Raw genomic sequence first — 23,783 nt, 5'->3', positions numbered from 1 at the left:
TGCCCTTTCTCGATACGCCTAGCGGCGCGAGGCGATCGCCTCGTACACCATGCGGACGAGCAGGTCGTCCGCGTCCCGGCGGCCGAACTCGCTGGCCGCGCGCGACATCTCGTACAGCCGGTGCGGGTCGGCGAGGACGGGCAGGACGTTCTCCCGGACCCATTCCGGGGTCAGTTCCGCGTCGTCGACCAGGAGTCCGCCACCGGCCTTGACCACCGGCTGGGCGTTCAGCCGCTGTTCGCCGTTGCCGATGGGCAACGGGACGTAGGCGGCCGGGAGTCCGACGGCGGAGAGTTCGGCGACGGTCATCGCGCCCGCGCGGCAGAGCATCATGTCGGCCGCGGCGTACGCGAGGTCCATCCGGTCCAGGTAACTTACCGGGATGTACGGGGGCATCCCCGGCATCTGCTGCACATGCGGCAGTTCGTTCTTCGGGCCGACCGCGTGCAGGATCTGGATCCCGGCCTGCTGGAGCCAGGGCGCGACCTGCTGGACGACCTCGTTGAGCCGCCGGGCGCCCTGCGAGCCGCCGGAGACGAGCAGCGTCGGCAGGTTCGGGTCGAGACCGAACAGGTGGCGGGCCTCGGGGCGGGCCGCGGCGCGGTCCAGGGTGGAGATGGAGCGGCGCAGCGGGATGCCGATGTAGCGGGCGTCCCGCAGCTTGCTGTCGGGCGTGGAGACGGCGACCTGGGCGGCGTACCGGGAGCCGATCTTGTTGGCGAGGCCGGGGCGGGCGTTGGCCTCGTGGATGACGATCGGCACACCGAGGCGTTTGGCGGCGAGGTAGCCGGGCAGGGCGACGTACCCGCCGAAGCCGACCACGCAGTCCGCCTTGGTGCGCTCCAGGACCTGCTCGGCCGCCTTGATGGTGCCGCGCAGCCGGCCCGGGACGGTGATCAGCTCGGGGGTGGGCTTGCGGGGCAGCGGTACGGCCGGGATCAGCGCGAGTTCGTAGCCCCGCTGGGGGACGAGCTTGGTCTCCAGGCCGCGTTCCGTCCCCAGGGCCGTGATGCCCACGGTCGGGTCCTGCCTGCGCAGCGCGTCCGCGAGGGCGAGCGCGGGCTCGATGTGGCCGGCGGTCCCTCCGCCTGCGAGTACGACATGCACCGAAATTCACCGCTCTCCGGACGTGCGTGCCGGGGCACGCCGTCGCATCGTGTTCCATCTCCGGGGTTCCCGAGGGCTCCCGCCCCGCTTTCTACCAAAGCGGGTCTGCCGCATCGCAAGCGCCGCCCGCGCAGCGGGGTCCTCACGCGCGAACGCGATCAGCAGCCCGATGGCGAACATGGTCGGCAGCAGGGCCGACCCCCCGTAGGAGAACAGCGGGAGGGGGACACCGGCGATCGGCAGCAGGCCGAGCACCGCACCGATGTTGATCACGGCCTGGGCCATGATCCAGGTGGTCACGCCTCCCGCGGCATACCTGACGAAGGGGTCCTCCGTGCGTCCGGCCACGCGGATACCCGCATAGCCTAGAGCCGCGAAGAGGGCGAGGACCGACAGCGTCCCCGCGAGGCCCAGTTCCTCACCGGTGACGGCGAAGATGAAGTCGGTGTGCGCTTCGGGGAGTTGGCCCCATTTCTCCACGCTCGCGCCGAGGCCCGAGCCGAAGATGCCGCCCGACGCGAGGGCGTAGATGCCGTGCACCGCCTGCCAGCAGTCCACCGGTCCGGCCTTGGGGTCCGTCGCGCCGATGCACTGGAGGCGGGCCATGCGGTTGGGGCTCGTCTTGATCAGGATCAGCCCGATCAGGGAGGCGATCGACAACACCCCGACGAACAGCCGCGTCGGCGCTCCCGCGAGCCACAACAGGCCGAACAGGACGGCCGTCAGGATGATCGCCGTGCCCATGTCGCCGCCCAGCATGATGAGTCCGAGCAGCATGAACGCGACTGGGACGAGCGGGACGAGCATGTGCTTCCACTGCGCGAGCAGCTTCTTGTCCTGCTTCCTCGCGAGCAGGTCGGCGCCCCACAGCACGAGCGCCAGCTTCCCGAACTCGCTCGGCTGGATCTGGAACGAGCCCCCGAGCGAGATCCAGTTCTGGTTCCCGTTGACGGCCATCCCTATCCCCGGCACCTGCACGAGCGCCATCATGAACACGGCCCCCGCGAGAATGGGATACGCGAGCGCGCGGTGCAGCTTGACGGGCATCCGCGAGGCGGCCACCAGCAGCAACGCCCCGATGGACGCGGCAAGGAACTGCTTCCGGAAGAAGAACGTGCCGGGCAGGGACTGCTGCAACGCGGTGATCTGCGACGCGGAGTACACCATCACGAGCCCGAGGACGGTGATGAGCAGACTTCCGCCCAGGATCAGGTAGTAGGCGGTGAGAGGCCGGTCCCAGGCTTTGCGGGCGCGGGTGTGGAGGCGGATGAGAGGGTTGTCCGGCTTACTGCGAGGAGGACGAACGCTGGGCCGCCGTATGGCCTTTTGCACGGGAGCGCCCTTGGTCCGGCTGCTAACCACGGCGAGCACCCCGTCTTTCAGGGGCGCGGGGAACTGCGCGACCAGCCCCCCACAACCCGCAGCCAAACACCATGCGTCCCTCCATGCACTCTGGAGAACGCCATCAGCCGATCTCGCGAACGGCCTCCGCGAACGCGTCCCCACGCTGGTTGTAATTGGTGAACATGTCCATCGAGGCGCAGGCCGGCGCCAAAAGTACGGTGTCGCCCGCGGCAGCGAGCCGCTGAGCCTCCCGCACCGCCTGGAGCATCGCCCCAGTGTCGGTCCGGTCGAGGTCCACGACCGGCACCTGCGGGGCGTGTCGCGCGAGGGCGTCCCGGATGAGCGCACGGTCCGCACCGAACAGGACGACACCGCGCAGCCGTTCGGCGGAGCCGGCCACCAACTCGTCGAAGGTGGCGCCCTTCGCGAGCCCCCCGGCGATCCACACGATCGACTCGTACGCGGCCAACGACGCCTGCGCGGCGTGCGTGTTGGTCGCCTTGGAGTCGTCGACGTAGGAGACGCCGTCGACGTCGGCCACGTGGGCGATGCGGTGGGCGTCCGGCGTGAACGCGCGCAGCCCGTCGCGGACCGCCTTGGCGGGCACGCCGTACGCGCGCGCGAGGGCCGCCGCGGCGAGGGCGTTGGCGATGTTGTGCGGGGCCGGCGGGTTGACGTCCGTGACCTCGGCGAGTTCCTGCGCGTTCTGCTGCCGGTTCTCGACGAACGCGCGGTCGACGAGGATGCCCTCGACGACGCCGAGCTGGGAGGGGCCCGGCGTCCCGAGGGTGAAGCCGATCGCGCGGCAGCCCTCCTCGACGTCCGCCTCGCGCACCAGGTCCTCGGTGGCCTTGTCGGCGACGTTGTAGACGCAGGCGACCCGGTTGCCCTCGTACACGCGGCCCTTGTCGGCGGCGTACGCCTCCATGGAGCCGTGCCAGTCGAGGTGGTCCGGGGCGAGGTTGAGGACGGCGGCGGAGTGGGCGCGCAGGGAGGGCGCCCAGTGGAGTTGGTAGCTGGAGAGTTCGACGGCGAGGACGTCGTAGTCGCCGTTCACCGCGTCCAGCAGGGAGACGCCGATGTTGCCGACGGCGGCCGTGCGAAGACCTGCGGCGGTGAGGATGGACGCCAGCATCTGGGTGGTGGTCGTCTTGCCGTTGGTGCCGGTGACGCACAGCCAGGGCGGGGCGTCGGGGCCGCGCAGGCGCCAGGCGAGTTCGACGTCGCCCCAGATGTCGACGCCGGCCGCGCGGGCCGCCGTGAACAGGGGCTTGTCGGGCTGCCAGCCCGGCGCCGTGACGACGAGGTCGGTGCCGTCGGGCAGGGTGCTGCCGTCGCCGAGGCGGACGGTGACGCCGAGTTCACGGAGTTCGGCCGCCTGCGCGCGCGAGCGGTCGTCGTCGCCGTCGTTGACGACGGTGACCTCCGCGCCGAGCGCGCGCAGCGCCTTGGCCGCCGGGACTCCCGAGACGCCGAGTCCGGCGACGGTGACGTGCTTCCCCTGCCAGTCGGTCACTTGTCCGCTGCCCATCCCGCGTAGAAGAGGCCGAGTCCGACGATCACGCAGATGCCCTGGATGATCCAGAAGCGGACCACGACCAGAACCTCGGACCAGCCCTTGAGTTCGAAGTGGTGCTGGAGCGGCGCCATTCTGAAGACGCGCTTGCCGGTCAGGCGGAACGAGCCGACCTGGATGACGACCGACATGGTGATGAGGACGAACAGGCCGCCCATGAGGGCCACGAGCAGCTCCGTGCGGGAGCAGATCGCGAGGCCGGTCAGCACGCCGCCGAGGGCCAGCGAGCCGGTGTCGCCCATGAAGATCTTCGCCGGGGAGGTGTTCCACCACAGGAAGCCGAGGCAGGCCCCCATCAGCGCCGCCGACACCACGGCGAGGTCGAGGGGGTCTCGTACCTCGAAGCAGGCGTTGGGGTTGGTGAGCGTCTCGCCGTTGGCGCAGGACTCCTGGTACTGCCAGACGCCGATGAACGTGTACGCGCCGAAGACCAGCACCGAGGCGCCGGTGGCGAGGCCGTCCAGACCGTCCGTCAGGTTCACGCCGTTGGACATGGCCAGGATCATGAACAGTGCCCACACCACGAACAGGACGGGTCCGATGGACCAGCCGAAGTCCGTGATGAACGACAGTTTCGTGGACGCGGGTGTATTGCCTCTGTTGTCCGCGAACTGGAGCGACAGCACGGCGAATCCGATGCCGACGATGAGCTGGCCGGCCATCTTCGCCTTGGCCCGCAGGCCGAGCGAGCGGCGCTTGACGATCTTGATGTAGTCGTCGAGGAAGCCGACCAGACCCATGCCGATCATCAGACCGAGCACGAGCAGACCCGAGTACGTCGGGGGCTTGCCCGCGATGATCTTCGCGCCGAAGTAGGCGACGACCGTCGCGAGGATGAACGCGATACCACCCATGGTCGGCGTACCGCGCTTGCTGGCGTGCTCGCGCGGGCCGTCGTCGCGGATGTACTGGCCGTACCCCTTGCGCGCCAGCAGCTTGATCAGCAGCGGGGTGCCGACCAGCGACAGGAACAGACCAATGACTCCCGCGAACAGGACCTGTTTCATCATCGGGCGGAAACCTCGCCCTCAGCGGCGAGCAGCGCCTCGGCGACACTCTCCAGGCCGACCGATCGGGACGCCTTCACGAGTACGACGTCCCCCGGGCGCAACTCGCTGCGCAACAGGTCGACAGCCGCCTGTGCGTCGGACACGTGCACCGACTCCTCACCCCACGAACCCTCGTTGTATGCGCCCAGTTGCAGCCAGGCGGCCTCCCGGCCGCCGACCGCGACGAGCTTGCCGACATTGAGCCGGACGGCGAGCCGTCCGACCGCGTCGTGCTCGGCGAGCGCCTCGTCCCCGAGCTCGGCCATCTTGCCGAGCACCGCCCAGGTCCGCCGCCCCTTGCCCATGGCCACGAGCGCGCGCAGGGCCGCTCGCATGGACTCGGGGTTCGCGTTGTAGGCGTCGTTGACGATCGTCACGCCGTCCGGGCGCTCGGTGACCTCCATCCGCCAGCGGGAGAGGGTGCCCGCCCCGGAGAGCGCCTCAGCGATCTCCCTTGCGGACATGCCCAGCTCATGGGCGACGGCGGCGGCGGCGAGCGCGTTCGACACGTGGTGCTCACCGTACAGGCGCATGGTCACGTCACTCGCACCGGAGGGTGTGCGAAGCCTGAAGGAGGGCTGTCCGCTGTCCGTGAGTCGCACGTTCTCGGCGCGTACGTCCGCTTCGTCGCTCTCGCCGAAAAGGACCACCTTCGCCGCCGTACGGGAGGCCATGGCCCGGACCAAGGGGTCGTCGGCGTTGAGGATCGCGGCGCCGTCCGCCGGCAGCGACTCGACCAGCTCGCCCTTGGCCTGCGCGATCTGCTCGCGGCCGCCGAACTCGCCGATGTGGGCGGTGCCGACGTTGAGGACGAGGCCGATCTTCGGGGGCGTCAGCTCGGCGAGGTACCTGATGTGACCGATGCCTCGCGCGCCCATCTCCAGGACGAGGTACCGCGTGTCCTGGGAGGCGCTCAGCGCGGTCAGCGGCAGCCCGATCTCGTTGTTGAGCGAGCCCGGCGTGTACACGGTCGGCGCGTGGCTGGAGAGCACCTGGGCGATGAGGTCCTTGGTGCTGGTCTTGCCCGCCGAGCCGGTCAGCGCGACGAGGGTCGCGCCCAACTGCCGTACGACGTGCCGCGCGAGGGCGCCCAGCGCCGTCTGGACGTCGTCCACGACGATCGCGGGCGCGTCCACCGGGCGGGACGCCAGGACGGCGGCCGCGCCCGCGTCGACGACCTGGCGCGCGTAGTCGTGGCCGTCGACGTGTTCGCCGACGAAGGCGACGAAGAGGCTGCCGGGTCCGGCCTCGCGGGAGTCGCGGACGACGGGTCCGGTGACGCGCGCGGACGGATCCGGTATGGCGTGAATCTGCCCGCTGACGACTTCAGCGATCTCGGCGAGGGAGAGGGCGATCACAAGTTCATCCCTGGGTCTTCTGGATAGCTTCGCGAAGCACCTGGCGGTCGTCGAAGGGACGGATCACGCCGGCGATGTCCTGGCCCTGCTCGTGGCCCTTGCCCGCGACCAGCACGGTGTCCCCCGCGTGCGCGCGGGCCACGGCCGCCTCGATCGCGGCGGCCCGGTCCTCGAACAGCAGCACCTCACCGCGCTCGTGCGCGGGCACGGAGGCCGCGCCGTCGAGCATCGCGGTGAGGATCGCGAGGGGGTCCTCGGAGCGGGGGTTGTCGGAGGTCAGTACGGCCGTGTCGGCGAGCCGCGCCGCCGCCGCGCCCATCGGGGCACGCTTGGTGACGTCCCGGTCGCCGCCGCAGCCCAGCACGATGTGCAGCCGCCCCTTGGTGACCTTGCGCAGCGCCTTGAGCACCGACTCGACGGCGTCCGTCTTGTGCGCGTAGTCGACGACGGCCAGGTACGGCTGTCCCGCGTCCACCCGCTCCAGCCGCCCGGGCACACCGGGTACGGCGGCGACGCCCTCGGCGGCGGTGCGCGGGTCGACGCCGGCCTCGGCCAGCGCGACGATCGCGGCGAGGCTGTTGGCCACGTTGAACGGGCCGGGGATCGGCGACTTGGCCGCGATCCGCGTCCCGTCGGGGGCGACGACCGTGAAGTCCGAGTCCATCGCGCCGATGTGGACGTCCACCGCGCGCCAGTCGGCGTCCGGGTCGCCCTCGGCGGAGAAGGTGACGACCGGCACCTCGGCCTCGGTGACGAGTCGGCGGCCGTACGCGTCGTCGTAGTTGACGACCCCTCGCCTGCTGCGCTTCTTGGTGAACAGGGTGGCCTTGGCCCGGAAGTAGTCCTCCATGTCGGAGTGGAACTCCATGTGTTCCGGGCTGAGGTTGTTGAAGACGGCGACGTCGAAGAGCACGCCGTCGACCCGGCCGAGGGACAGGGCGTGGCTGGAGACCTCCATGGCGACCGACTCGACGCCGCGCTCGCGCATGACGGCGAAGAGGGCCTGGAGGTCGGTGGCCTCGGGGGTGGTGCGCTCCGACTTGATCTGCTCGTCGCCGATGCGGGTCTCGACGGTGCCGATGAGGCCGGCGGGCCGTTTCAGGCCGCCCTCGACGAGGTACGCGGTCGTGGTCTTGCCCGAGGTGCCGGTGATGCCGATCTTCAGCAGGGCCTCGCCCGGACGGCCGTAGACGTCGGCGGCCAGTTCGCCCATCCGCGCGCGCGGATCGTCGACGACCAGGACCGGCAGGCCGGTCGCGGCGGCGCGGTCGGCGCCCGCCGGATCGGTGACGACGGCGGCGGCGCCCTGGGCGGCGGCCTGGGCGACGAAGTCGGCGCCGTGCGTGCGCTCGCCCGCGCGGGCGACGTACAGGTCGCCGGGGCGGACGGCGCGCGAGTCGTGGGTGATGCCCGTGACCTCGGCGCTGCTGTCCGGCCGCTGCGCGTCCAGCCGGTCGGCGAGGTCCGCGAGGGGTGTCGCGGTCACCTGCTGCGGCCGGGGTGTCTGGTGGTTCAGGGACTGATCAGCGTGTGGCACGGCGGTGAGCGTACCGGGCCGACCCGCTCCGGAGCGAAGCGAGGACGGGGGCGGGGTGTGGTTCCCCGGGTCGGGAGTGATCATGGTCACGGGCTGGTTCCTGGCTGTTCGGCGCTGAACGGGAGGGACGGGGTGCTCACGGGGTGAATGTCACGGGTAGGTTGGCGGGCTTCGCGCCTGTCGGCGGGACCTGGAGGGTCTTCAGGGCGAACTCCATGACCTGCTTGAAGATCGGCCCGCAGATCTGACCGCCGAAGTAGCTGCCTTTCGTCGCGTTCTGGATGGCGCAGTAGACGGTGACGCGTGGGTTGTCGGCGGGCGCGAAGCCCGCGAAGGAGGACGTGTACCCCTTGTACGTGCCGGTGAGGGGATCGACTCGGTTGGCGGTGCCCGTCTTGCCCGCGACGCGGTAGCCGGGGATGCGGGCCTTGGTGCCGGTGCCCTCCCGGTCGTCGACCACGGACTCCAGCATCTGGCTCAGCGTCCTGGCGGTCTTCGCGCTGACGACCCGTGAGGTCTGCGGCGCGGGCGCGGGCGTGAACCGGCCGTCGGGGCCCTCGGTGCCGCGCACGAGCGTCGGTTCGACGCGTACGCCGCCGTTGGCGATCGTCGAGTACACGGAGGCCGCCTGGAGGGCGCTGACGGACATGCCCTGGCCGAAGGGGATCGTGTACTGCTGCGAGGTCGACCAGTCGGCGGCCGGCGCGAGGATGCCGCGCGTCTCGCCGGGGAAGCCGAGTCCGGTGGGCTGGCCGACGCCGAACTTGCGCAGGTAGGACGAGAGGACCTGGTTGGCCTCGGGCTGCGTCCTGCCGAGCTGTCCGGTGGCGAGGATCGTGCCGATGTTGGACGACTTGGCGAGGACGCCGTTGAGGGTGAGGTACCAGGTCGGGTGGTCGATGTCGTCCTGGAAGAGCCGGTCGCCGCGGTGCAGCCGGTTCGGGACGGTGACCTTCGTCAGCGGGGTCGCCGCGTTCTCCTCCAGGACCGCCGCCATCGAGACGACCTTCGCGGTCGAGCCGGGCTCGTAGGCGTCCTGGACGGCCGCGTTGCCCATGTTCGCCGAGGTCGCCGAGGAGAGGTCGTTCGGGTCGAAGCCCGGGGAGTTGGCCATGGCGAGGATCTCGCCGGTGCGGGTGTCCTGGACGATGACGTAGCCCCGGTCGGCCTTCGACTTCTGGACCTGCTCGGTGATCGCGTTCTGCGCGGCCCACTGGATGTCCCGGTCGATGGTCAGCTCGACGGCCGAACCGGGTACGGCGGGCGTCTCCGTCGACCCGGCCGTCGGCACCTGCCGGCCGCCGGACTGGGCGTAGCGGATCTTGCCGTCCTTGCCCGCGAGGAGCTTGTTGAGCTGCTGTTCGACGCCGCCACCGCCGACGCCCTCCGCGTTGACCCAGCCCAGTATCCCGGCGGCGAGGTCGCCGTTGGGATACACGCGCTTGCTGCTGGGGACGGCGAAGACGCCGCTCAGGACGTTCACGGCCGTCTTGTCGGCCCTGGCCTTGTCCGCGAGAGTGGCCCGCAGGTCGCGGATCTGCTTCCAGACCTGCGGGGTCTGGCGGGACGCCAGCTTCGCGTACCGGGACGCCGAGTTCTTCGGCCGGAGCTTGCCGACCAGGTCGGCCTGGTCCTGGCCGAGGATCGGCGCCAGCAGGGCCGCGGCCTGTTCGGGGCCGTCGCCGATCTTCAGCTGCTTCGCCGAGAACATCGTCGGGTCGGCGGTGATGTCGTACGCGTCCTCGCTGGTCGCCAGCGCGATGCCGCTGCGGTCGGTGATCTCGCCGCGCTCCGCCGCGAGCACCTGTCCGACGTACCGGTTCTGTTCGGCCTTCGCGGTGTACGTGCTCGCGTCGACCGCCTGGACCTGGAGGAGGCGGACGACGAAGGCGGTCAGGACGAGCGCGAGGGCGACGCCGACCAGGCGCAGGCGGGGCCTCGGGCTGCCGAGGCGCAGGGTCCTGGCGGCCGCCGGGGGGCGCGGGGGCGCTGGGCGCCGGACGGGGGGCCGCGCGCCGGGTCCGGGCCTGCGCTGGGCGCCCTGGGCGGGGCGGGGGGGCCTGGCGGGGCCCGGTACGCGGCGGCGGGGCGGTTCCCTGTCGGACACTTCCGTCACCTGCCGGGGGTCGAGGGGGTGGGGGTGGGAGCGGGGGGCTGTGCCTGCTGGTTCGGCGTCTGCTGGTTCTGCTGGTTCGGCGTCTGCCCCGGCCGGGCGAGCTGATGCGCCTGGGTACCGGGGGCCTGGCTCTGGCCTGCCGGGAGTTGGCCGGTGGGGAGCTGGTTCGGCTGCGACAGGGTGATCGCCTCGGGGGGCCGCACGGACTCCCGCGCGTGGGTCCCGGAGGGCTGGGCGGCGGGGGACGGGACGCCCTTGACCGTGCCGTCCGGCTGGAGGAAGGCGGGGTCGCCGCCGGGGACCATGCCGAGTTCGCGGGCGCGCTTCTGGAGGGCGTCGGGCGCCGAGTAGGAGTCGATGTCCCGCTGGAGCGCCTGCTGCTCGTCGGTGAGGCTCTTGGTCTCCTTCTGGAGGTCGTCCATCTTGAACGACCCTTCGCTGAGCGCGGAGTTGAGCACCAGGAGTCCGATCAGCCCGCCGCCCAGCAGGACGACGACCAGCAGCACGAACGGTGTCCGCCCGGCCTGCGCACCGCCTCCGGCCGGCAGCAGCCCGGCCAGCCGTCCCTTGAGTTCCGATCTCATAGCGCCTCCACCCAGTAGGACGTCCGAAGCCGCCGCGAAGATGCACGGACCGCCCCGAGTCGCTCAAATGTGTGAATCGGCCCGCCTCGGGAACTCCGCGGTCGGCTCCCTGCCCGGCTCACTCCACGTCCTCCCTGATGCGCTCGGCGCCCCGCAGCCGGGCGGGGGTGGCCCGGCGGTTCTCGGCGATCTCTTCCTCGGTGGGAAGTTCGGCACCGCGCGTGAGCAGCTTGAGCCGGGGCTGGTAGCGCTCGGGCACGATCGGCAGGCCGGGCGGTGCCGTGTTGGCGGCGCCGGCCGCGAACACCTGCTTGACCAGCCGGTCTTCGAGGGACTGGTACGACAGGACGGCGATCCGCCCGCCCACGCCCAGCGCCTTGACGGCCGCCGGGATCGCCCGTTCCAGCACCGACAGCTCGCCGTTGACCTCGATGCGCAGCGCCTGGAAGGTCCGCTTGGCGGGGTTCCCGCCGGTCCGCATCGCGGCCTGCGGCAGCGCGCCCCGGATCACCTCGACGAGCCGCGCGCTGTTGGTGAACGGCTCCTTCTCGCGCTCGCGCACGACCGCCGACACGATCCGCTTGGCCTGCTTCTCCTCGCCGTACGCGCGCAGGATGCGCACCAACTCCCCGCCGGGGTAGGTGTTGAGGACCTCGGCGGCGCTGATGCCGGTCGTCTGGTCCATGCGCATGTCGAGGGGCGCGTCCTGCGCGTACGCGAAGCCGCGGCCGGCCTCGTCGAGCTGCATGGAGGAGACGCCGAGGTCGAACAGGACGCCCTGCACGCGCGCGTGGCCGAGGCGGTCGAGGACCTCGGGGAGTTCGTCGTACACGGCGTGCACGAGGGTGGCGCGCTCGCCGAAGGGGGCGAGGCGTTCGCCGGACAGGCGCAGGGCTTCCTTGTCGCGGTCGAGGGCGACGAGACGGGCCTCGGGGAAGCGCTCCAGGAGGGCTTCGCTGTGGCCGCCGAGTCCGAGCGTGCAGTCGACGACGACCGCTCCCGGCTCCTGGAGCGCCGGTGCCAGCAGGTCCAGGCACCGGTGGAGCATCACGGGTACGTGTCGGCTGTTGCTCAAGGGGCCCTCTCAGTCACCGGCGGGGCCCGTACGTACGCGCCGCGCACGCGGGGAGACCACGAGCGGCCGGGCCGGGGTCCCACGGGGAAGTTCGTCTCGGGTTCGAGTCAGCAGGGAGAGCCACCGCTGCCGCGCCTCCCGCTTCGCGTCACTTTAGTCCACGCTGTCTCGCGGTCAATCAACCGGCCTGCGCGTCGCGGAGCCACGCGCGCGGGATCGCGGGTGACGCCGCGTACCGCGAGAAATCACCCTTTGGACCCCCGCCCGCCCACTCTTGTGGCTTACCTCACACCGAGCGTGCGATGACCCTCATTTTCCCTTCTCACAACGGGCTCGGAACGCCGGTGACCAGTACCGTCATGGATATGACGACTTCCGCATCCGTATCGACCGACTCCGAAGGCGCCATACCTCACGGCGGGACGGTGACCGACCGGCTGGTGCAGGCGAACGAGCACTACGCCTCGGCGTTCACCGACCCCGGCATGGACGCCCGGCCCGTCCTGCGGGTCGCCGTCGTGGCCTGCATGGACGCGCGTCTCGACCTGCACGCCGCGCTCGGCCTCGAACTGGGCGACTGTCACACGATCCGCAACGCGGGCGGTGTGGTCACCGACGACGTGATCCGCTCGCTCACCATCAGCCAGCGCAAGCTGGGCACGCGCTCGATCGTCCTGATCCACCACACCGGCTGCGGCCTGGAGGCGATCACCGAGGACTTCCGCACCGAACTGGAGATGGAGGTCGGCCAGCGTCCCGCGTGGGCGGTGGAGGCGTTCCGGGACGTCGACCAGGACGTCCGGCAGTCCATGCAGCGGGTGCGTACGTCACCGTTCCTGCTGCACGCCGATGATGTGCGAGGCTTCGTCTTCGACGTGAAGACGGGTCTGCTGCGCGAGATCGACCCGGCCCACTGAGGGAGTTGGCGGGGCCTCACCCTGTCGACTTCCTGTCACCATTACCGGCAAAAGCCGTAGCCCAGGACATATCGCGGACAGTTATCCACAGCCGAGTGACACGAATCGGTAACGGCGGCAAGAATGCGGGGAGGACGCCGGGCCGAACATTCCGCGGGCGGCGTCCGTGATTCGGGGTGGGCCGGTTCGCACGACAGCGGCGGCCCGGAACAGTACGGGCCGAGGAGGGCCGGGTGACGACCTATGACGAACGAGCGAGCCTCACTGATCTGACCACCACCGTGGACAGGGTCCGCGGGTCGGTGGAGGGGGTGATCGAGGGCAAGCCCGAGGTCGTACGACTCGCGCTGACCGTGCTGCTCGCGGAGGGGCACCTGCTGATCGAGGACGTACCCGGCGTGGGCAAGACGATGCTCGCCAAGACGCTGGCCCGGTCCATCGACTGCTCGGTGCGCCGGATCCAGTTCACCCCCGACCTGCTGCCCTCGGACATCACCGGCGTGTCCATCTGGGACCAGCAGCGCCGTGACTTCGAGTTCAAGCCGGGCGCGATCTTCGCGCAGATCGTGATCGGCGACGAGATCAACCGCGCCTCGCCGAAGACGCAGTCCGCGCTCCTGGAGTCCATGGAGGAGCGCCAGGTCACCATCGACGGGCAGTCCTACGAACTGCCGAGCCCCTTCATGGTCGTCGCGACCCAGAACCCGGTCGAGATGGAGGGCACCTACCCGCTGCCCGAGGCACAGCGCGACCGCTTCATGGCCCGGGTCTCCATCGGCTACCCGAGCCCCGAGGCCGAGCTGGAGATGCTCGACGTGCACGGCGCGGTCAGCCCCCTGGACGACCTCCAGCCGGTGGCGCACGCGCACGACATCGTCAAGCTCGTCGACGCCGTGCGCGGAGTCCATGTCGCCGAGGCGGTCAAGCGGTACGCCGTCGACCTGGTCGGCGCCACCCGTACCCACCCCGACCTCAGACTGGGCGCGTCCCCGCGCGCGACGCTCCACCTGCTGCGCGCCGCGAAGGCCACCGCCGCCCTCTCCGGCCGCGACTACGCCCTCCCCGACGACGTCCAGTCCCTCGCCGTGGCCGTCCTCGCCCACCGCCTCCTGCCCACCGCACAGGCCCAGCTCAACCGCCGCACCTCGGAACAGGTCGTGGAGGAGATCCTCCAGCGCACCCCGGTCCCGGCGACCCCCCAGCAGCGCGACTACGGCCAGCCGTACGGCTCGCGGGGCCTGTGATGACGCCTGGAGGGGCGGCGCCGGGCGGGTCCCCCGCGGGGGGCTCCCCCGGGCCGGCGGCCGACGCGCGGGGCACGGGGGCCGCTCCGGGCGGGTATCCCCAGCGGCCCAGCGCTCCCCCGGGCAACCCGGCGGGGGCGTCGTCCGGCGGCTTCGCCGGGGCGTCGGGTGCGTATCCCCGGCGGCCCGGCACTCCCCCGGCCGGTTCGGGTGGGTACGCCGAGCGGCCTGTCGGGGCGTCGGCGTACGGGACCGCAGGGGCCGGGCATCACGCGGGCTCCGGCTCCGGTGGGCGTCCGGCGGGAGGCGGGGGCGGTGCGGGGGCGTCCACCGCGAGCGGGCGTGCCGACGGCGGGCGGGGTGAGAAGGGCGGCGTGCGGACCGCGCTCGCCGGGCTCACCACGCGCGGGCGGTCGTTCCTCGCCGCCGGGATAGCCGCGGCCATCTGCGCGTACGTGCTCGGGCAGCCGGATCTGCTGCGGGTCGGGCTGCTGCTCGCGGTGCTGCCGCTGATCTGCGCGGGCGTGCTGTACCGCACGCGCTACCGGGTGGCCGGGAGCCGGCGGCTCTCGCCCGCGCGCGTGCCGGCCGGCAGCGAGGCGCGGGTGCACCTGCGGATGGACAACGTCTCACGGATGCCGACCGGCCTGCTGATGCTCCAGGACCGGGTGCCGTACGTCCTCGGTCCGCGCCCCCGTTTCGTCCTGGACCGCGTCGAGGCGGGCGGCCGCCGCGAGGTCTCCTACCGGGTCCGCTCGGACCTGCGGGGCCGCTACCCCCTGGGCCCTCTCCAGCTGCGCCTGTCCGACCCGTTCGGCATGTGCGAGCTGACCCGCTCGTTCTCGTCGTACGACACCCTGACGGTGATCCCCCGCGTCGATCCCCTCCCCTCGGTCCGCTTCAGCGGCGAGGCGAAGGGGTACGGCGACGGCCGCCAGCGCTCACTGGCGCTGGCCGGCGAGGACGACGTGATCCCGCGCGGCTACCGCTACGGCGACGACCTGCGCCGCGTCCACTGGCGCTCGACGGCCCGCTACGGCGAGCTGATGGTCCGCCGCGAGGAACAGCCGCAGCGCTCCCGCTGCACGGTCCTGCTGGACACCCGGGGCATCGCGTACGACGGCGTCGGCCCGGACGCCCCCTTCGAATGGGCCGTGTCGGGCGCCGCGTCGGTCCTCACGCACATGCTGGAGCGCGGCTTCACGGTCCGCCTGCTCACCGACACCGGCAGCTCGGTCCCCGGCGAGGGCACCGAGGGCTTCGTGGGCGGCGGCGAGTCCGCCGAGGCGGCCGGCCTGATGATGGACACCCTCGCGGTGGTCGACCACTCCGACGGCGCGGGCCTCTCGCGCGCGTACGACGTGCTGCGCGGCGGCAACGAGGGCCTGCTCGTCGCGTTCCTCGGCGACCTCGACGAGGAGCAGGCGGCGGTGGCCGCGAAGATGCGCCAGCGCAGCGGGGGCGCCATCGCGTTCCTGGTCGACAACGACTCCTGGAGCCGGGATCCGGGCCGTGAACCGAACGGCGGCTCCGAAGCGATGAAGGGTCAGACGGGTCAGGCCGAGCGGCTGAGGATGCTGCGGGACGCGGGCTGGACGGCCGTGAGCGTCCCGAGGGGCGCCTCGCTGGAGGACCTGTGGCGTCAGGCGGACCGGGAGAGGTCCGGTGTGGTGGGCACGATCGGAAGGACGGGATCATGAGCGGGCGGGCGAGGCTGACGCTGTGCTCGGCGGCGGCGACGCTGATGGCGGCGACCGCGCTGCTGCCCCTGGTCGACCGCAGCTCGTGGTTCCTCCAGGCGGTGCTGCTCCTGCTGGTCCAGTCGGGCGTGGGCGCGGCGGCCCGCCGCATCCCGCTGGCCCGGCCGCTGACGGTGGCGGCGCAGACGCTGGTGACGGTCCTGCTGCTGACCCTGGTCTTCGCCCGTGAGCAGGCCCTCGCGGGCATCGTCCCCGGCCCGGAGGCGATCACGCGTTTCGCGGACCTGTTCCAGGCGGGCGGGGACGACGTCGGGCGTTACGCGATCCCGGCCCCGCTGTCCGACGGCATCCGGCTGATGCTGATCGGCGGGGTCCTGGTGATCGGCCTGATGGTGGACACCCTCGCGGTGACGTTCCGCAACGCGGCGCCGGCCGGGCTGCCGCTGCTCGCCCTGTACTCGGTGGCGGCGGGCCTGTCCGAAGGGGGCACCGACTGGCTGTGGTTCCTGGTCGCGGCGGCCGGCTATCTGATGCTGCTGCTCGCCGAGGGCCGCGAGCGGCTCTCCCAGTGGGGCCGCGTCTTCGGCGGCGCCCCGCGCGGGCCCAGCGGTCCCGGTGCGGCGGAGGGCCCGGTGGCCCCGGTGCGCACGGGGCGGCGGATCGGCATGGCCGCGCTCGGCGTCGCCCTGGTGGTGCCGCTGCTGCCGCTGCCCGCGATCCAGGGCGGCCTGCTGGACGGCACGGGTGCGGGAGTGGGCGCGGGCACCGGCGGCGGAGGGACGATCTCCGCGGTCAACCCCCTGGTCTCGCTGCGCGACAGCCTGAACATCGACCAGGACCGGACGGTCCTGACGCTGCGCACGAACTCCAACGACCTGTCGGACATGTACCTGCGGATCGTCTCCCTGGACGACTTCGACGGCACGACCTGGCGCCCCTCCCGCAAGCGCATCCAGGAGGTCCCCAAGACCTTCCCGACGCCGACGGGCCTGAACGCCGAGGTGAAGCGCACGGAGGTCAGCACCCAGATCACGGCCGCCGAGTGGTACGCGCAGGACTGGCTGCCGATGCCGTACCCGCCGAGCGGGGTGCGCATCGACGGCAACTGGCGGTTCGAGCCGGAGGGCATGACCCTCGTCGGCGACCACGGCCAGAACACGCGCGGTCTGACGTACCAGGTCAACAGCCTGGAGGTGCAGCCGACGGCGGAGCAGCTCGCGGCGGCCCCCGAGGCGCGCGCGTCGATCCGCGAGGACTACACCGAGGTGCCGTCCTCGCTGCCGACGGTGGTGTGGCGGGAGGCCCAGCAGATCACGCGGGGCGCCCAGACGGACTACGCGAAGGCGGTAGCGCTCCAGGACTACTTCGCGGTGACGGGCGGCTTCCAGTACGACACCCAGGTCGATGTCGGCACGGGCCCGGACGGGATCGTCCGGTTCCTGCGGGACAAGCAGGGCTTCTGCGTCCACTACTCGTTCGCGATGGCGGCGATGGCCCGCACGCTGGGCATCCCGGCGCGGGTCGCGGTCGGTTTCGCGCCGGGCACCCCGCAGGGGAACGGCACGGTCGAGGTGAGCCTCAAGGACGCGCACGCGTGGCCGGAGCTGTACTTCGAGGGCATCGGCTGGACCCGCTTCGAGCCGACGCCGACGCGGGGTTCGACGCCGTCGTACACGCTGCCGGACTCCTCGGAGACGACCGTGCCGGCCCGGCCGGAGGTCTCGGCGTCGGCGAGCGCGGCGCCCTCCGCGGCGCCCTCCGCGAGCGCGAGCTGCTCGGCGGCGGAGCGCAGGGAGAACGGCTGCGCGAGCGCGCTGCCGCTGGACTCGGCGGCTGGCGGTGACGGGGGCACCCCCTGGTACAAGCTGGCCTGGTGGTCGCTGCTGGCGGTGCTGGTGATCGCGGTGCCGTCGCTGCCGATGCTGTGGCGGCTGCGGCGCAGGTCGATGCGGCTGGCGTCGGCGCAGCACGCCGGGGGCGGTCCGGAGCGGGCGGGGCCGCAGGGCGCCGTGGGTGATCCGCTGGCGCCGGGTGAGGATCCGGCCGTGCGGGCCGGTGAGGCCGCCGTCGCGCATGTGCTGGCGGTGTGGCAGGAGCTGACGGACACGGCGTGGGACTTCGGCATCGCCCCCGACGAGGCGCTCACGCCCCGGCGGGCCGCCGAGCGGATCGTGCTGCTCGGTGAGCTGGAGGAGCCGGCCGCCGGTTCCGTGCACCGGGTCGCCGGGGCGGTGGAGCAGGTGCTGTTCGCGCCGCGCCCCCGTGCGGAGGCCGGTCTCGCGGACGAGGTCCGCACGGTCCGCGCCGCCCTGCGCGCCCGGGCGACCTGGCCGACGCGTCTGCGCGCACTGGTCGCCCCCCGTTCCGCCGTCCGGGCGATGTGGGACCTCATGGACCGCTGGACGGCTGCCAAGGCGTCCTGGGCGGCCCGCTGGTCCGGGCTGGTCCAGCGGACGCCGTGGGGTCAGCGGGGCCAGCAGCAAGGCAGCTGAGAGACCCTTCCTCGCAGGCAGACCTGAGGGGGCCGCCCGGGTGGGCGGCCCCCTCAGTCGTACGTATCGGGAGTTGCAGGCGCGCTACGAGGTTGGGGTCACTGGCCCTGCTGCTCGTCGCGGCGGCGCTGCCAGCGCTGTTCGATGCGGTCCATCACGGAGCGCCTGGAACGGGGCTGGTGGCGGGCTTGGGGGCCGCCGCTCGCGGGCTGTTCGCCCGGCTTGGGGGCCTTGCGCCAACCCGTCACGGCGAGCACGGCGCATCCCAGCATGACGAGGAACCCGACCACACTGAGCCAGACCTGCTGGGCGACCATACCGGCCATGAGGAGCGCGATACCTACGAGGAAGCCGGCGACCGCCTGGTAGACCCGTCGCCGGGTGTACGTCCGCAGCCCGCTTCCCTCAAGCGCTGTCGCGAACTTGGGGTCTTCGGCGTACAGCGCTCGCTCCATCTGCTCAAGCATTCGCTGCTCGTGCTCAGAGAGCGGCACGGCGTCCTCCTCATCGTGCAGTCGCCGGGGCGACCCGGGGGTCCCTTCAGGATAGGCAGGGAATCGCCCCCGTGAAACCCGCCCCTCTACGCCAATTGGCCAACCAGAACCCGTCAAGAGCGTCCCGGCTCGCTGAGGCTTCCATTCCCCGGCGGCCGACCCGTCATGCCGGACGGTCTCCCTCGATCATACGGCGCACAGCGCCGTAACGGAGGGCCTGTGGCGTACTCCATCACGGCCGGGACCATGATCAAGCCAGGGTCAAGGGGATGTAAAGGGAGCGGTCAGCTCGCGCGAGTCTCGCCGAGGACGTGGAGCTGGGTGGCCACGGAGTGGAACGCGGGCAGTTCCGCCGCCGCCTCCTCCAGCCTCAGGAGGGCCTCCAGCGCGCCGGGTTCGGTGTCGACGAGGACGCCGGGGACGAGGTCGGCGAAGATCCGTACGCCGTGCACCGCGCCGACGGCGAGGCCCGCGCCCTCGACCAGGTCCGTGAGCTGTCCGGCCGTGAAGCGCCGGGGGACCGGGTCACCCGCGCCCCATCGGCCACTGGGGTCACCGAGCGCCTGCCGGGCCTCCGTGAAGTGCCCCGCCAGCGCCCGCGCGAGGACGGCGCCGCCGAGGCCCGCCGCGAGGAGGCTGAGGACGCCCTCGGGGCGCAGGGCGGCGACGGCGTTGCGGATGCCGTCGGCCGGGTCGTCGACGTACTCCAGGACGCCGTGGCACAGGACGGCGTCGTAGGCGCCGCGCTCCACGACGTCGAACAGGCCGCCCGCGTCGCCCTGCACGCCCCGCACGCGCTCGGCGACGCCCGCCTCGGCCGCGCGGCGCTCCAGGGCGAACAGCGCGTTGGGGCTGGGGTCGACGACGGTCACCCGGTGTCCGAGCCGGGCGAGCGGTACGGCGAAGTTGCCGCTGCCGCCCCCGGCGTCGAGCACGTCGAGCGACTCCCGCCCGCTGCCCTTGACCCGGCGCTCCAGCGCCTCCTGGAGGACCTCCCACACCACCGCCGTACGCAGCGACGAGCGCGGCCTCGCCGGATCGGTGCCCAGCGCCCCGGTCTGCGGACGTTCCTGCGGGGCGGACGGGCGCGACGGATCCGACACGGCAACTGACTCCTAGACGCGGCCCCGGCGCATACCCGACGGGGCGGACGGACACCCCCGAGGCGAGGGCTTCGTGCGCGTCCACCCTATTGCCTCGGCGGCCGGGGGCGCGGCCGGTGCCGTCAGCCCGCGTGCGGGTAGTCCCGGTCGCCTCCCGGGGGGTTCTGGCGGGGCAGGACCGGCTGGAAGGACAGCAGGCGCTCCACCAGGCGGACGAACATCTCGACGTCGCGTATGAGGTCGTCGGCGTCGCGCGGGGACGCCGCGCCGACGATGCCGGCCTCGGCGCGGGCCCGCCGGGTGGCGCCCGCGGCGAAGTGGGCGCTCCACTCGGCGAGTTCGGGGGCGACGTCGGGGAGGAGTTCCCAGGCGCTGCGGATGCGGGTGCGGCGCCGGGGGGTGAGGTCGGGGCGGGCGCGGGCGGCGAGGACGGCCGCGGCGGTGCGCAGCGCGGCGAGGTGGGCCGTGGCGTACCGCTCGTTGGGGGTGTCGAGGGCGGCGGCCTCGTCCAGGCCCGTGCGCGCTTGCGCGAGCAGGTCGAGGGCCGCGGGCGGGGCCGAGGCCCGGCGCAGGACGGGGTGGACGTCGTAGCCGGCCATGACGAACCTCCTGTCGTCTGGGTGACGGCACTGTGGCCGTATGTGCCCATCGTGAGGTATGCCACTGACAATCCGTTCTGACCTGGTCTTTTACCTCGATCAGGAGTTCGAGCACCTGCTCGGGCCGCCGCTGTCGGCCCGCCTTCGCGGCGATCTTCGAACCGGCCCCCCGACGCCTCCGTTCCTGTGAGAATCGACCGCATGGAAAGCAGCACCACGCCGGGCGGCGGCTCCCGCCGCGAGGCCACTCGGCAGAAGCTCTACGAGGCGGCCGTCACGCTCATCGCCGAGCAGGGCTTCTCCGCCACCACGGTGGACGAGATCGCCGAGCGCGCGGGCGTCGCGAAGGGCACCGTGTACTACAACTTCGCCAGCAAGTCCGTCCTCTTCGAAGAGCTGCTGCGACACGGTGTGGGACTGCTGACCGCCTCTTTGAGAGAGGCCGCGGAACGCTCCGCGCGCGCGGGCGGCACACGCGTGGACGCGCTGGACGCGATGGTCCGCGCGGGGCTGGTCTTCATCGACCGCTATCCCGCGTTCACGCAGCTGTACGTGGCCGAGCTGTGGCGGACGAACCGTGCCTGGCAGTCGACGCTCATGGTCGTCCGCAAGGAGGCGGTGGCCGTCGTCGAGGGCGTCCTGCGCGCGGGCGTGCAGGAGGGCGAGTTCGTGGACGACATCGACGTCCCCCTGACCGCCGCCGCGCTCGTGGGGATGGTGCTGGTCGCCGCGCTGGACTGGCAGGCGTTCCAGCCGGAACGGTCGCTGGACGAGGTCCACGCGGCGCTGTCGCGGCTGCTCCAGGGGCGGGTGAGCGGGCGGCTGTAGGGCACGACGAAAGCGCCGGTCCGACGTGGCCGCGTCCCCCGCGGGCCACCGTCGAACCGGCGCTTCCTCTTGCTCCCCCCCGTTTCCCCCCGATCCCCCTGTTTCCCCCGTCGGTCCCCCGACCGGTCGTTCCCCCCAGGGGTCCCCCGTGCCTCGCTCCCGCCGACCAGGCCGGCGGAAGGAGCGGTCTAGGGCCGGTGCCGGTTCCGCCGCCCCGTGTCGGCGGTACCGGCTCCGGGCCCCTTTCCGTGCCTCCACTCTCCCGTTTACGCAGGTCGGCACCCATCCGCGCGCGTACTCATCTCCATGGTTAGGTACGGATACTCAGGGCTGTGTGCTCATCCCCAGGCCGGTTCGACCGGCTCTGGTTACGATCGCGTCCGTGTCGGTACTCCCTCTGGTGTTCACCAGCGGCTGGGCCAGCGGCGTCAACGCGTACGCGGTGGTGCTGCTGCTCGGCGTGTTCGGCGCGACGGGGGTGAGCGACGAGATCCCGCAGTCCCTCCAGCGCCCCGAGGTCCTGGTCGTGGCCGGTGTGCTGTTCCTGTGCGACACCGTCGCCGACAAGATCCCGTACGTGGACTCCGCCTGGGACGCCGTCCACACCCTCGTCCGCCCCGCCGCCGGCGCCTGGGTCGGCGCGCTGCTCGCCGGCCAGTCCGGGTCGCTCTCCGACGTCGCCGCGGGCCTCCTGGGCGGCTCCACGGCCCTCGCGAGCCACGCGGTCAAGGCGGGCACCCGGATGGCCGTCAACACCTCCCCCGAGCCCTTCAGCAACGTGATCGTGAGCCTCGCGGAGGACTTGGGCGTCGGCGGCCTGGTGACGTTCGCGATGTTCCACCCGGGCGCGGCGGCGGCCATCGCGGGCGCCCTCCTGGTGGCCGGCCTGCTCCTCCTCGTCCTCCTCGCGTCCCGCATCCGGCGTTTCCTGCGCCGCAGGGCCCAGCGCCGGGAGGAACGGAGACTGGCGGGGCGGGCGGGGCCACCGGGGTGAGCCGCTCCCCCGGCCTCACTGTCAGTGGCGGCCGATACAGTCGCTGACATGGGACGGATCGTGGTGATCGGCGCCGGGATGGGCGCGATGGCGGCGGCGGCGCGGTTGGCGGTCGCGGGGCATCGTGTCGTGGTGTACGAGCGGGGGGAGACGTACGGCGGCGGGGTGGGCCGGTGGGAGCGGGACGGGTTCCGGTTCGACGTGGGGCCCGGGGTGCTGACCTTGCCCGCCGTGTGGCGCGATCTGTTCGTCAAGACCGGCAAGGAGGCGCTGGAGGACGTCGTCGAGCTGGTGCAGGTCGACCCGTCGGCGTGGCACGTGTTCGGGGACGGGAGCGAGGCGGCGCTGCCGAACGCCTCGCGCGCGGGCGTGGTGGCGGCGTTGGACGAGGCGCTGGGGGCGGGGGCGGGCGCCCGGTGGGGGGACTTCCTCGTGCGGGCGCGCGAGGCGTGGGACCGTACGCGGCGGCCGTTGCTGGAGGAGCCGCTGTGGCCGAACTGGGAGGTCCTGGCCGGCCGTGAGCCGTACCCGTCGGTGCCCCACAAGCGGCTGCTGCGCACGCGCCGGGCGGGCACGCTCGCCGAGGTCGGCGCCTGGGAGCTGCGGGACGCCCGGCTGACGGCGCTGCTGGAGAGCCACGCCCTCGCGCACGGCCTCGACCCGCGTACGGCCCCGGCGGGCGCGGCCGTCCTGCCCTACATGGAGCACGCGTTCGGGACCTGGTACGTCCGGGGCGGCCTGCGGGAGCTGGCGCGCGCGGTGTACGAGCGGTGTCTCGCGCGGCGGGTGGAGTTCGTGTTCGGCACGGAGGTCGTGCGGGTGGTGGAGAAGGACGGCCGGGCGGTGGGGGTGGAAGTGGCGAACACGGCCCAGGGCTCACCGGCTGAGGGCACCTCGCAAGGCTCGCCGACAGAGCGTGCTCCCCAGCCCCAGGGTTCGCCCGCAGAAGGCACCTCCCCCCTGGCCACCACGATCGTGGACGCCGACTTCGTCGTCACCGGCGTCGCCCCCGGCCTCCTCGGTGTGCCCGCGCGCGGGGAGGGCGAGGTGGGGCCGCAGCGGGGGCTGCCCAGCCGGCTGTCGATGCTGCTGGCCCTGCGCGGCGCCCGCCCCGAGGGCACCCCGCACCGGACGGTCGTCCACACCCCCGGCCGCGACGCCGAGCTGGCGTCCCTCTTCGGGCCGGTGCCGGTGCCCCCGGCCCACCCGACGGTCACGGTCCTGCGCCCGGACGACCCGGCCCTGGTCCCGGACGCCGGGCACGAGGCGATGGTCGTGACGGCCACGGTCCCGGCCGGCGTCGAGGGGGATCACGAGGCCGCGGTGGACGCGATGCTCACGGCCGCCGGACGGGCCGTACCGGAACTGCGGGAGCGGATCCTGTGGCGCGAGGTGCGGACCCCGGCGGACGTCGCGGCGGTGACCGGTGCCGAAGGTGGCTCGATTCCGCCCCCCGCGCTGGCCGCCGCCGAGGGCCGTTTCCTGCACCCGTCCAACACGACCGCGCTGCCGGGCCTGTTCACGGTGGGCGGCTGGTCCCACCCCGGCGGCGGACTGCCGCACGCGGGCATGTCGGGCGCACTGGTGGCGGGACTGATCGTGGAGGGGCTGGAGTTCAGAGGGTCGCAGTGAGAGGCCCCCGTCGGCCGCGTGGGCCGCGTGGGCC

General features: G+C 72.6%; 19 protein-coding genes. 7 read left to right on the top strand and 12 right to left on the bottom strand.

Features of this window, described 5'->3' with window-relative positions:
* Positions 1 to 18: 18 nt before the first annotated feature.
* From murG to rsmH, 9 genes are all read right to left on the bottom strand, one after another.
* A complete protein-coding gene (gene murG / locus ACLZOT_RS03375) occupies positions 19 to 1,107 on the bottom strand; it encodes an undecaprenyldiphospho-muramoylpentapeptide beta-N-acetylglucosaminyltransferase (protein WP_055718459.1) in 1,089 nt (362 codons plus the stop codon).
* Between the two features lie 6 nt (positions 1,108 to 1,113).
* On the bottom strand, positions 1,114 to 2,469 hold the full coding sequence (gene ftsW / locus ACLZOT_RS03370; RefSeq protein ID WP_416967168.1) for a putative lipid II flippase FtsW: 1,356 nt from the start codon (positions 2,467 to 2,469) through the stop codon (positions 1,114 to 1,116).
* A 103-nt stretch (positions 2,470 to 2,572) separates the two neighbouring features.
* Positions 2,573 to 3,982 (bottom strand): UDP-N-acetylmuramoyl-L-alanine--D-glutamate ligase, encoded by a 1,410-nt coding sequence (gene murD / locus ACLZOT_RS03365; protein ID WP_416967167.1) that lies wholly within the window; start codon positions 3,980 to 3,982, stop codon positions 2,573 to 2,575.
* Entirely contained in the window at positions 3,964 to 5,037 is a 1,074-nt protein-coding gene (mraY, locus tag ACLZOT_RS03360) for a phospho-N-acetylmuramoyl-pentapeptide-transferase (protein ID WP_055718462.1), read from the bottom strand. Before mraY ends, murD begins: the two co-directional genes overlap by 19 nt.
* Complete coding sequence (locus ACLZOT_RS03355) at positions 5,034 to 6,434, bottom strand: UDP-N-acetylmuramoyl-tripeptide--D-alanyl-D-alanine ligase (protein ID WP_416967166.1); 1,401 nt, start codon at positions 6,432 to 6,434, stop codon at positions 5,034 to 5,036. The genes mraY and ACLZOT_RS03355 overlap by 4 nt, the downstream gene beginning before the upstream one ends.
* A 4-nt stretch (positions 6,435 to 6,438) precedes the next feature.
* Entirely contained in the window at positions 6,439 to 8,061 is a 1,623-nt protein-coding gene (locus ACLZOT_RS03350) for a UDP-N-acetylmuramoyl-L-alanyl-D-glutamate--2,6-diaminopimelate ligase (protein WP_416967165.1), read from the bottom strand.
* 46 nt (positions 8,062 to 8,107) lie between these two features.
* On the bottom strand, positions 8,108 to 10,078 hold the full coding sequence (locus ACLZOT_RS03345) for a peptidoglycan D,D-transpeptidase FtsI family protein (protein ID WP_416967164.1): 1,971 nt from the start codon (positions 10,076 to 10,078) through the stop codon (positions 8,108 to 8,110).
* 5 nt (positions 10,079 to 10,083) lie between these two features.
* Positions 10,084 to 10,671, bottom strand: coding sequence for an FtsB family cell division protein (locus tag ACLZOT_RS03340; protein WP_416967163.1), 588 nt, complete (start codon positions 10,669 to 10,671; stop codon positions 10,084 to 10,086).
* A 118-nt stretch (positions 10,672 to 10,789) separates the two neighbouring features.
* On the bottom strand, positions 10,790 to 11,746 hold the full coding sequence (gene rsmH, locus ACLZOT_RS03335; protein WP_416967162.1) for a 16S rRNA (cytosine(1402)-N(4))-methyltransferase RsmH: 957 nt from the start codon (positions 11,744 to 11,746) through the stop codon (positions 10,790 to 10,792).
* A 365-nt stretch (positions 11,747 to 12,111) separates the two neighbouring features.
* Here rsmH and ACLZOT_RS03330 point away from each other — a divergent pair, with 365 nt between their 5' ends.
* From ACLZOT_RS03330 to ACLZOT_RS03315, 4 genes are all read left to right on the top strand, one after another.
* Positions 12,112 to 12,663, top strand: a complete 552-nt coding sequence (locus tag ACLZOT_RS03330) for a beta-class carbonic anhydrase (RefSeq protein ID WP_416967161.1) — start codon at positions 12,112 to 12,114, stop codon at positions 12,661 to 12,663.
* A 233-nt stretch (positions 12,664 to 12,896) separates the two neighbouring features.
* Positions 12,897 to 13,907, top strand: a complete 1,011-nt coding sequence (locus ACLZOT_RS03325; RefSeq protein WP_416967160.1) for an AAA family ATPase — start codon at positions 12,897 to 12,899, stop codon at positions 13,905 to 13,907.
* 374 nt (positions 13,908 to 14,281) lie between these two features.
* Positions 14,282 to 15,607 (top strand): DUF58 domain-containing protein, encoded by a 1,326-nt coding sequence (locus tag ACLZOT_RS03320; RefSeq protein WP_416967159.1) that lies wholly within the window; start codon positions 14,282 to 14,284, stop codon positions 15,605 to 15,607.
* Positions 15,604 to 18,099 (top strand): transglutaminase TgpA family protein, encoded by a 2,496-nt coding sequence (locus ACLZOT_RS03315; protein ID WP_416967158.1) that lies wholly within the window; start codon positions 15,604 to 15,606, stop codon positions 18,097 to 18,099. The genes ACLZOT_RS03320 and ACLZOT_RS03315 overlap by 4 nt, the downstream gene beginning before the upstream one ends.
* Positions 18,100 to 18,197: 98 nt before the next feature.
* Here the strand turns inward: ACLZOT_RS03315 and ACLZOT_RS03310 are convergent, their stop codons facing one another.
* The 3 genes from ACLZOT_RS03310 to ACLZOT_RS03300 all read right to left on the bottom strand — a co-directional run bounded on the left by ACLZOT_RS03310 (position 18,198) and on the right by ACLZOT_RS03300 (position 20,295).
* Positions 18,198 to 18,593, bottom strand: coding sequence for a DUF3040 domain-containing protein (locus ACLZOT_RS03310; protein ID WP_416967157.1), 396 nt, complete (start codon positions 18,591 to 18,593; stop codon positions 18,198 to 18,200).
* Positions 18,594 to 18,877: 284 nt separating this feature from the next.
* Positions 18,878 to 19,696: a class I SAM-dependent methyltransferase gene (locus tag ACLZOT_RS03305; protein WP_416967156.1), complete on the bottom strand. Its 819-nt coding sequence runs from the start codon at positions 19,694 to 19,696 to the stop codon at positions 18,878 to 18,880.
* Positions 19,697 to 19,818: 122 nt separating this feature from the next.
* Positions 19,819 to 20,295, bottom strand: coding sequence for an SAV_6107 family HEPN domain-containing protein (locus ACLZOT_RS03300; RefSeq protein WP_416967155.1), 477 nt, complete (start codon positions 20,293 to 20,295; stop codon positions 19,819 to 19,821).
* 201 nt (positions 20,296 to 20,496) lie between these two features.
* On the opposite strand from ACLZOT_RS03300, the gene ACLZOT_RS03295 reads away from it, so the two are divergent.
* The 3 genes from ACLZOT_RS03295 to ACLZOT_RS03285 all read left to right on the top strand — a co-directional run bounded on the left by ACLZOT_RS03295 (position 20,497) and on the right by ACLZOT_RS03285 (position 23,749).
* On the top strand, positions 20,497 to 21,123 hold the full coding sequence (locus tag ACLZOT_RS03295) for a TetR/AcrR family transcriptional regulator (RefSeq protein ID WP_416967154.1): 627 nt from the start codon (positions 20,497 to 20,499) through the stop codon (positions 21,121 to 21,123).
* 382 nt (positions 21,124 to 21,505) lie between these two features.
* Positions 21,506 to 22,117 carry a DUF4126 domain-containing protein gene (locus ACLZOT_RS03290; RefSeq protein WP_416967153.1) on the top strand — a complete coding sequence of 204 codons (612 nt, stop codon included), beginning with the start codon at positions 21,506 to 21,508 and terminating at the stop codon, positions 22,115 to 22,117.
* Between the two features lie 48 nt (positions 22,118 to 22,165).
* On the top strand, positions 22,166 to 23,749 hold the full coding sequence (locus tag ACLZOT_RS03285; protein WP_416967152.1) for a phytoene desaturase family protein: 1,584 nt from the start codon (positions 22,166 to 22,168) through the stop codon (positions 23,747 to 23,749).
* Positions 23,750 to 23,783: the final 34 nt, after the last annotated feature.

Source organism: Streptomyces sp. 4F14, assembly GCF_048159485.1.
Lineage (GTDB): Bacteria > Actinomycetota > Actinomycetes > Streptomycetales > Streptomycetaceae > Streptomyces.
The sequence above is the reverse complement of the archived record's forward strand: the minus strand, read 5'-3'. Positions and strand labels throughout refer to the sequence as shown.

Excerpts from the sequence above, each read along its gene's own strand:
- murD (WP_416967167.1), bottom strand. The coding sequence starts at position 3,982 with ATGGGCAGCGGACAAGTGACCGACTGGCAGGGGAAGCACGTCACCGTC.
- mraY (WP_055718462.1), bottom strand. The coding sequence starts at position 5,037 with ATGATGAAACAGGTCCTGTTCGCGGGAGTCATTGGTCTGTTCCTGTCG.
- ACLZOT_RS03340 (WP_416967163.1), bottom strand. The coding sequence starts at position 10,671 with ATGAGATCGGAACTCAAGGGACGGCTGGCCGGGCTGCTGCCGGCCGGA.
- ACLZOT_RS03330 (WP_416967161.1), top strand. The coding sequence starts at position 12,112 with ATGACGACTTCCGCATCCGTATCGACCGACTCCGAAGGCGCCATACCT.
- ACLZOT_RS03315 (WP_416967158.1), top strand. The coding sequence starts at position 15,604 with ATGAGCGGGCGGGCGAGGCTGACGCTGTGCTCGGCGGCGGCGACGCTG.
- ACLZOT_RS03300 (WP_416967155.1), bottom strand. The coding sequence starts at position 20,295 with ATGGCCGGCTACGACGTCCACCCCGTCCTGCGCCGGGCCTCGGCCCCG.
- ACLZOT_RS03295 (WP_416967154.1), top strand. The coding sequence starts at position 20,497 with ATGGAAAGCAGCACCACGCCGGGCGGCGGCTCCCGCCGCGAGGCCACT.
- ACLZOT_RS03285 (WP_416967152.1), top strand. The coding sequence starts at position 22,166 with ATGGGACGGATCGTGGTGATCGGCGCCGGGATGGGCGCGATGGCGGCG.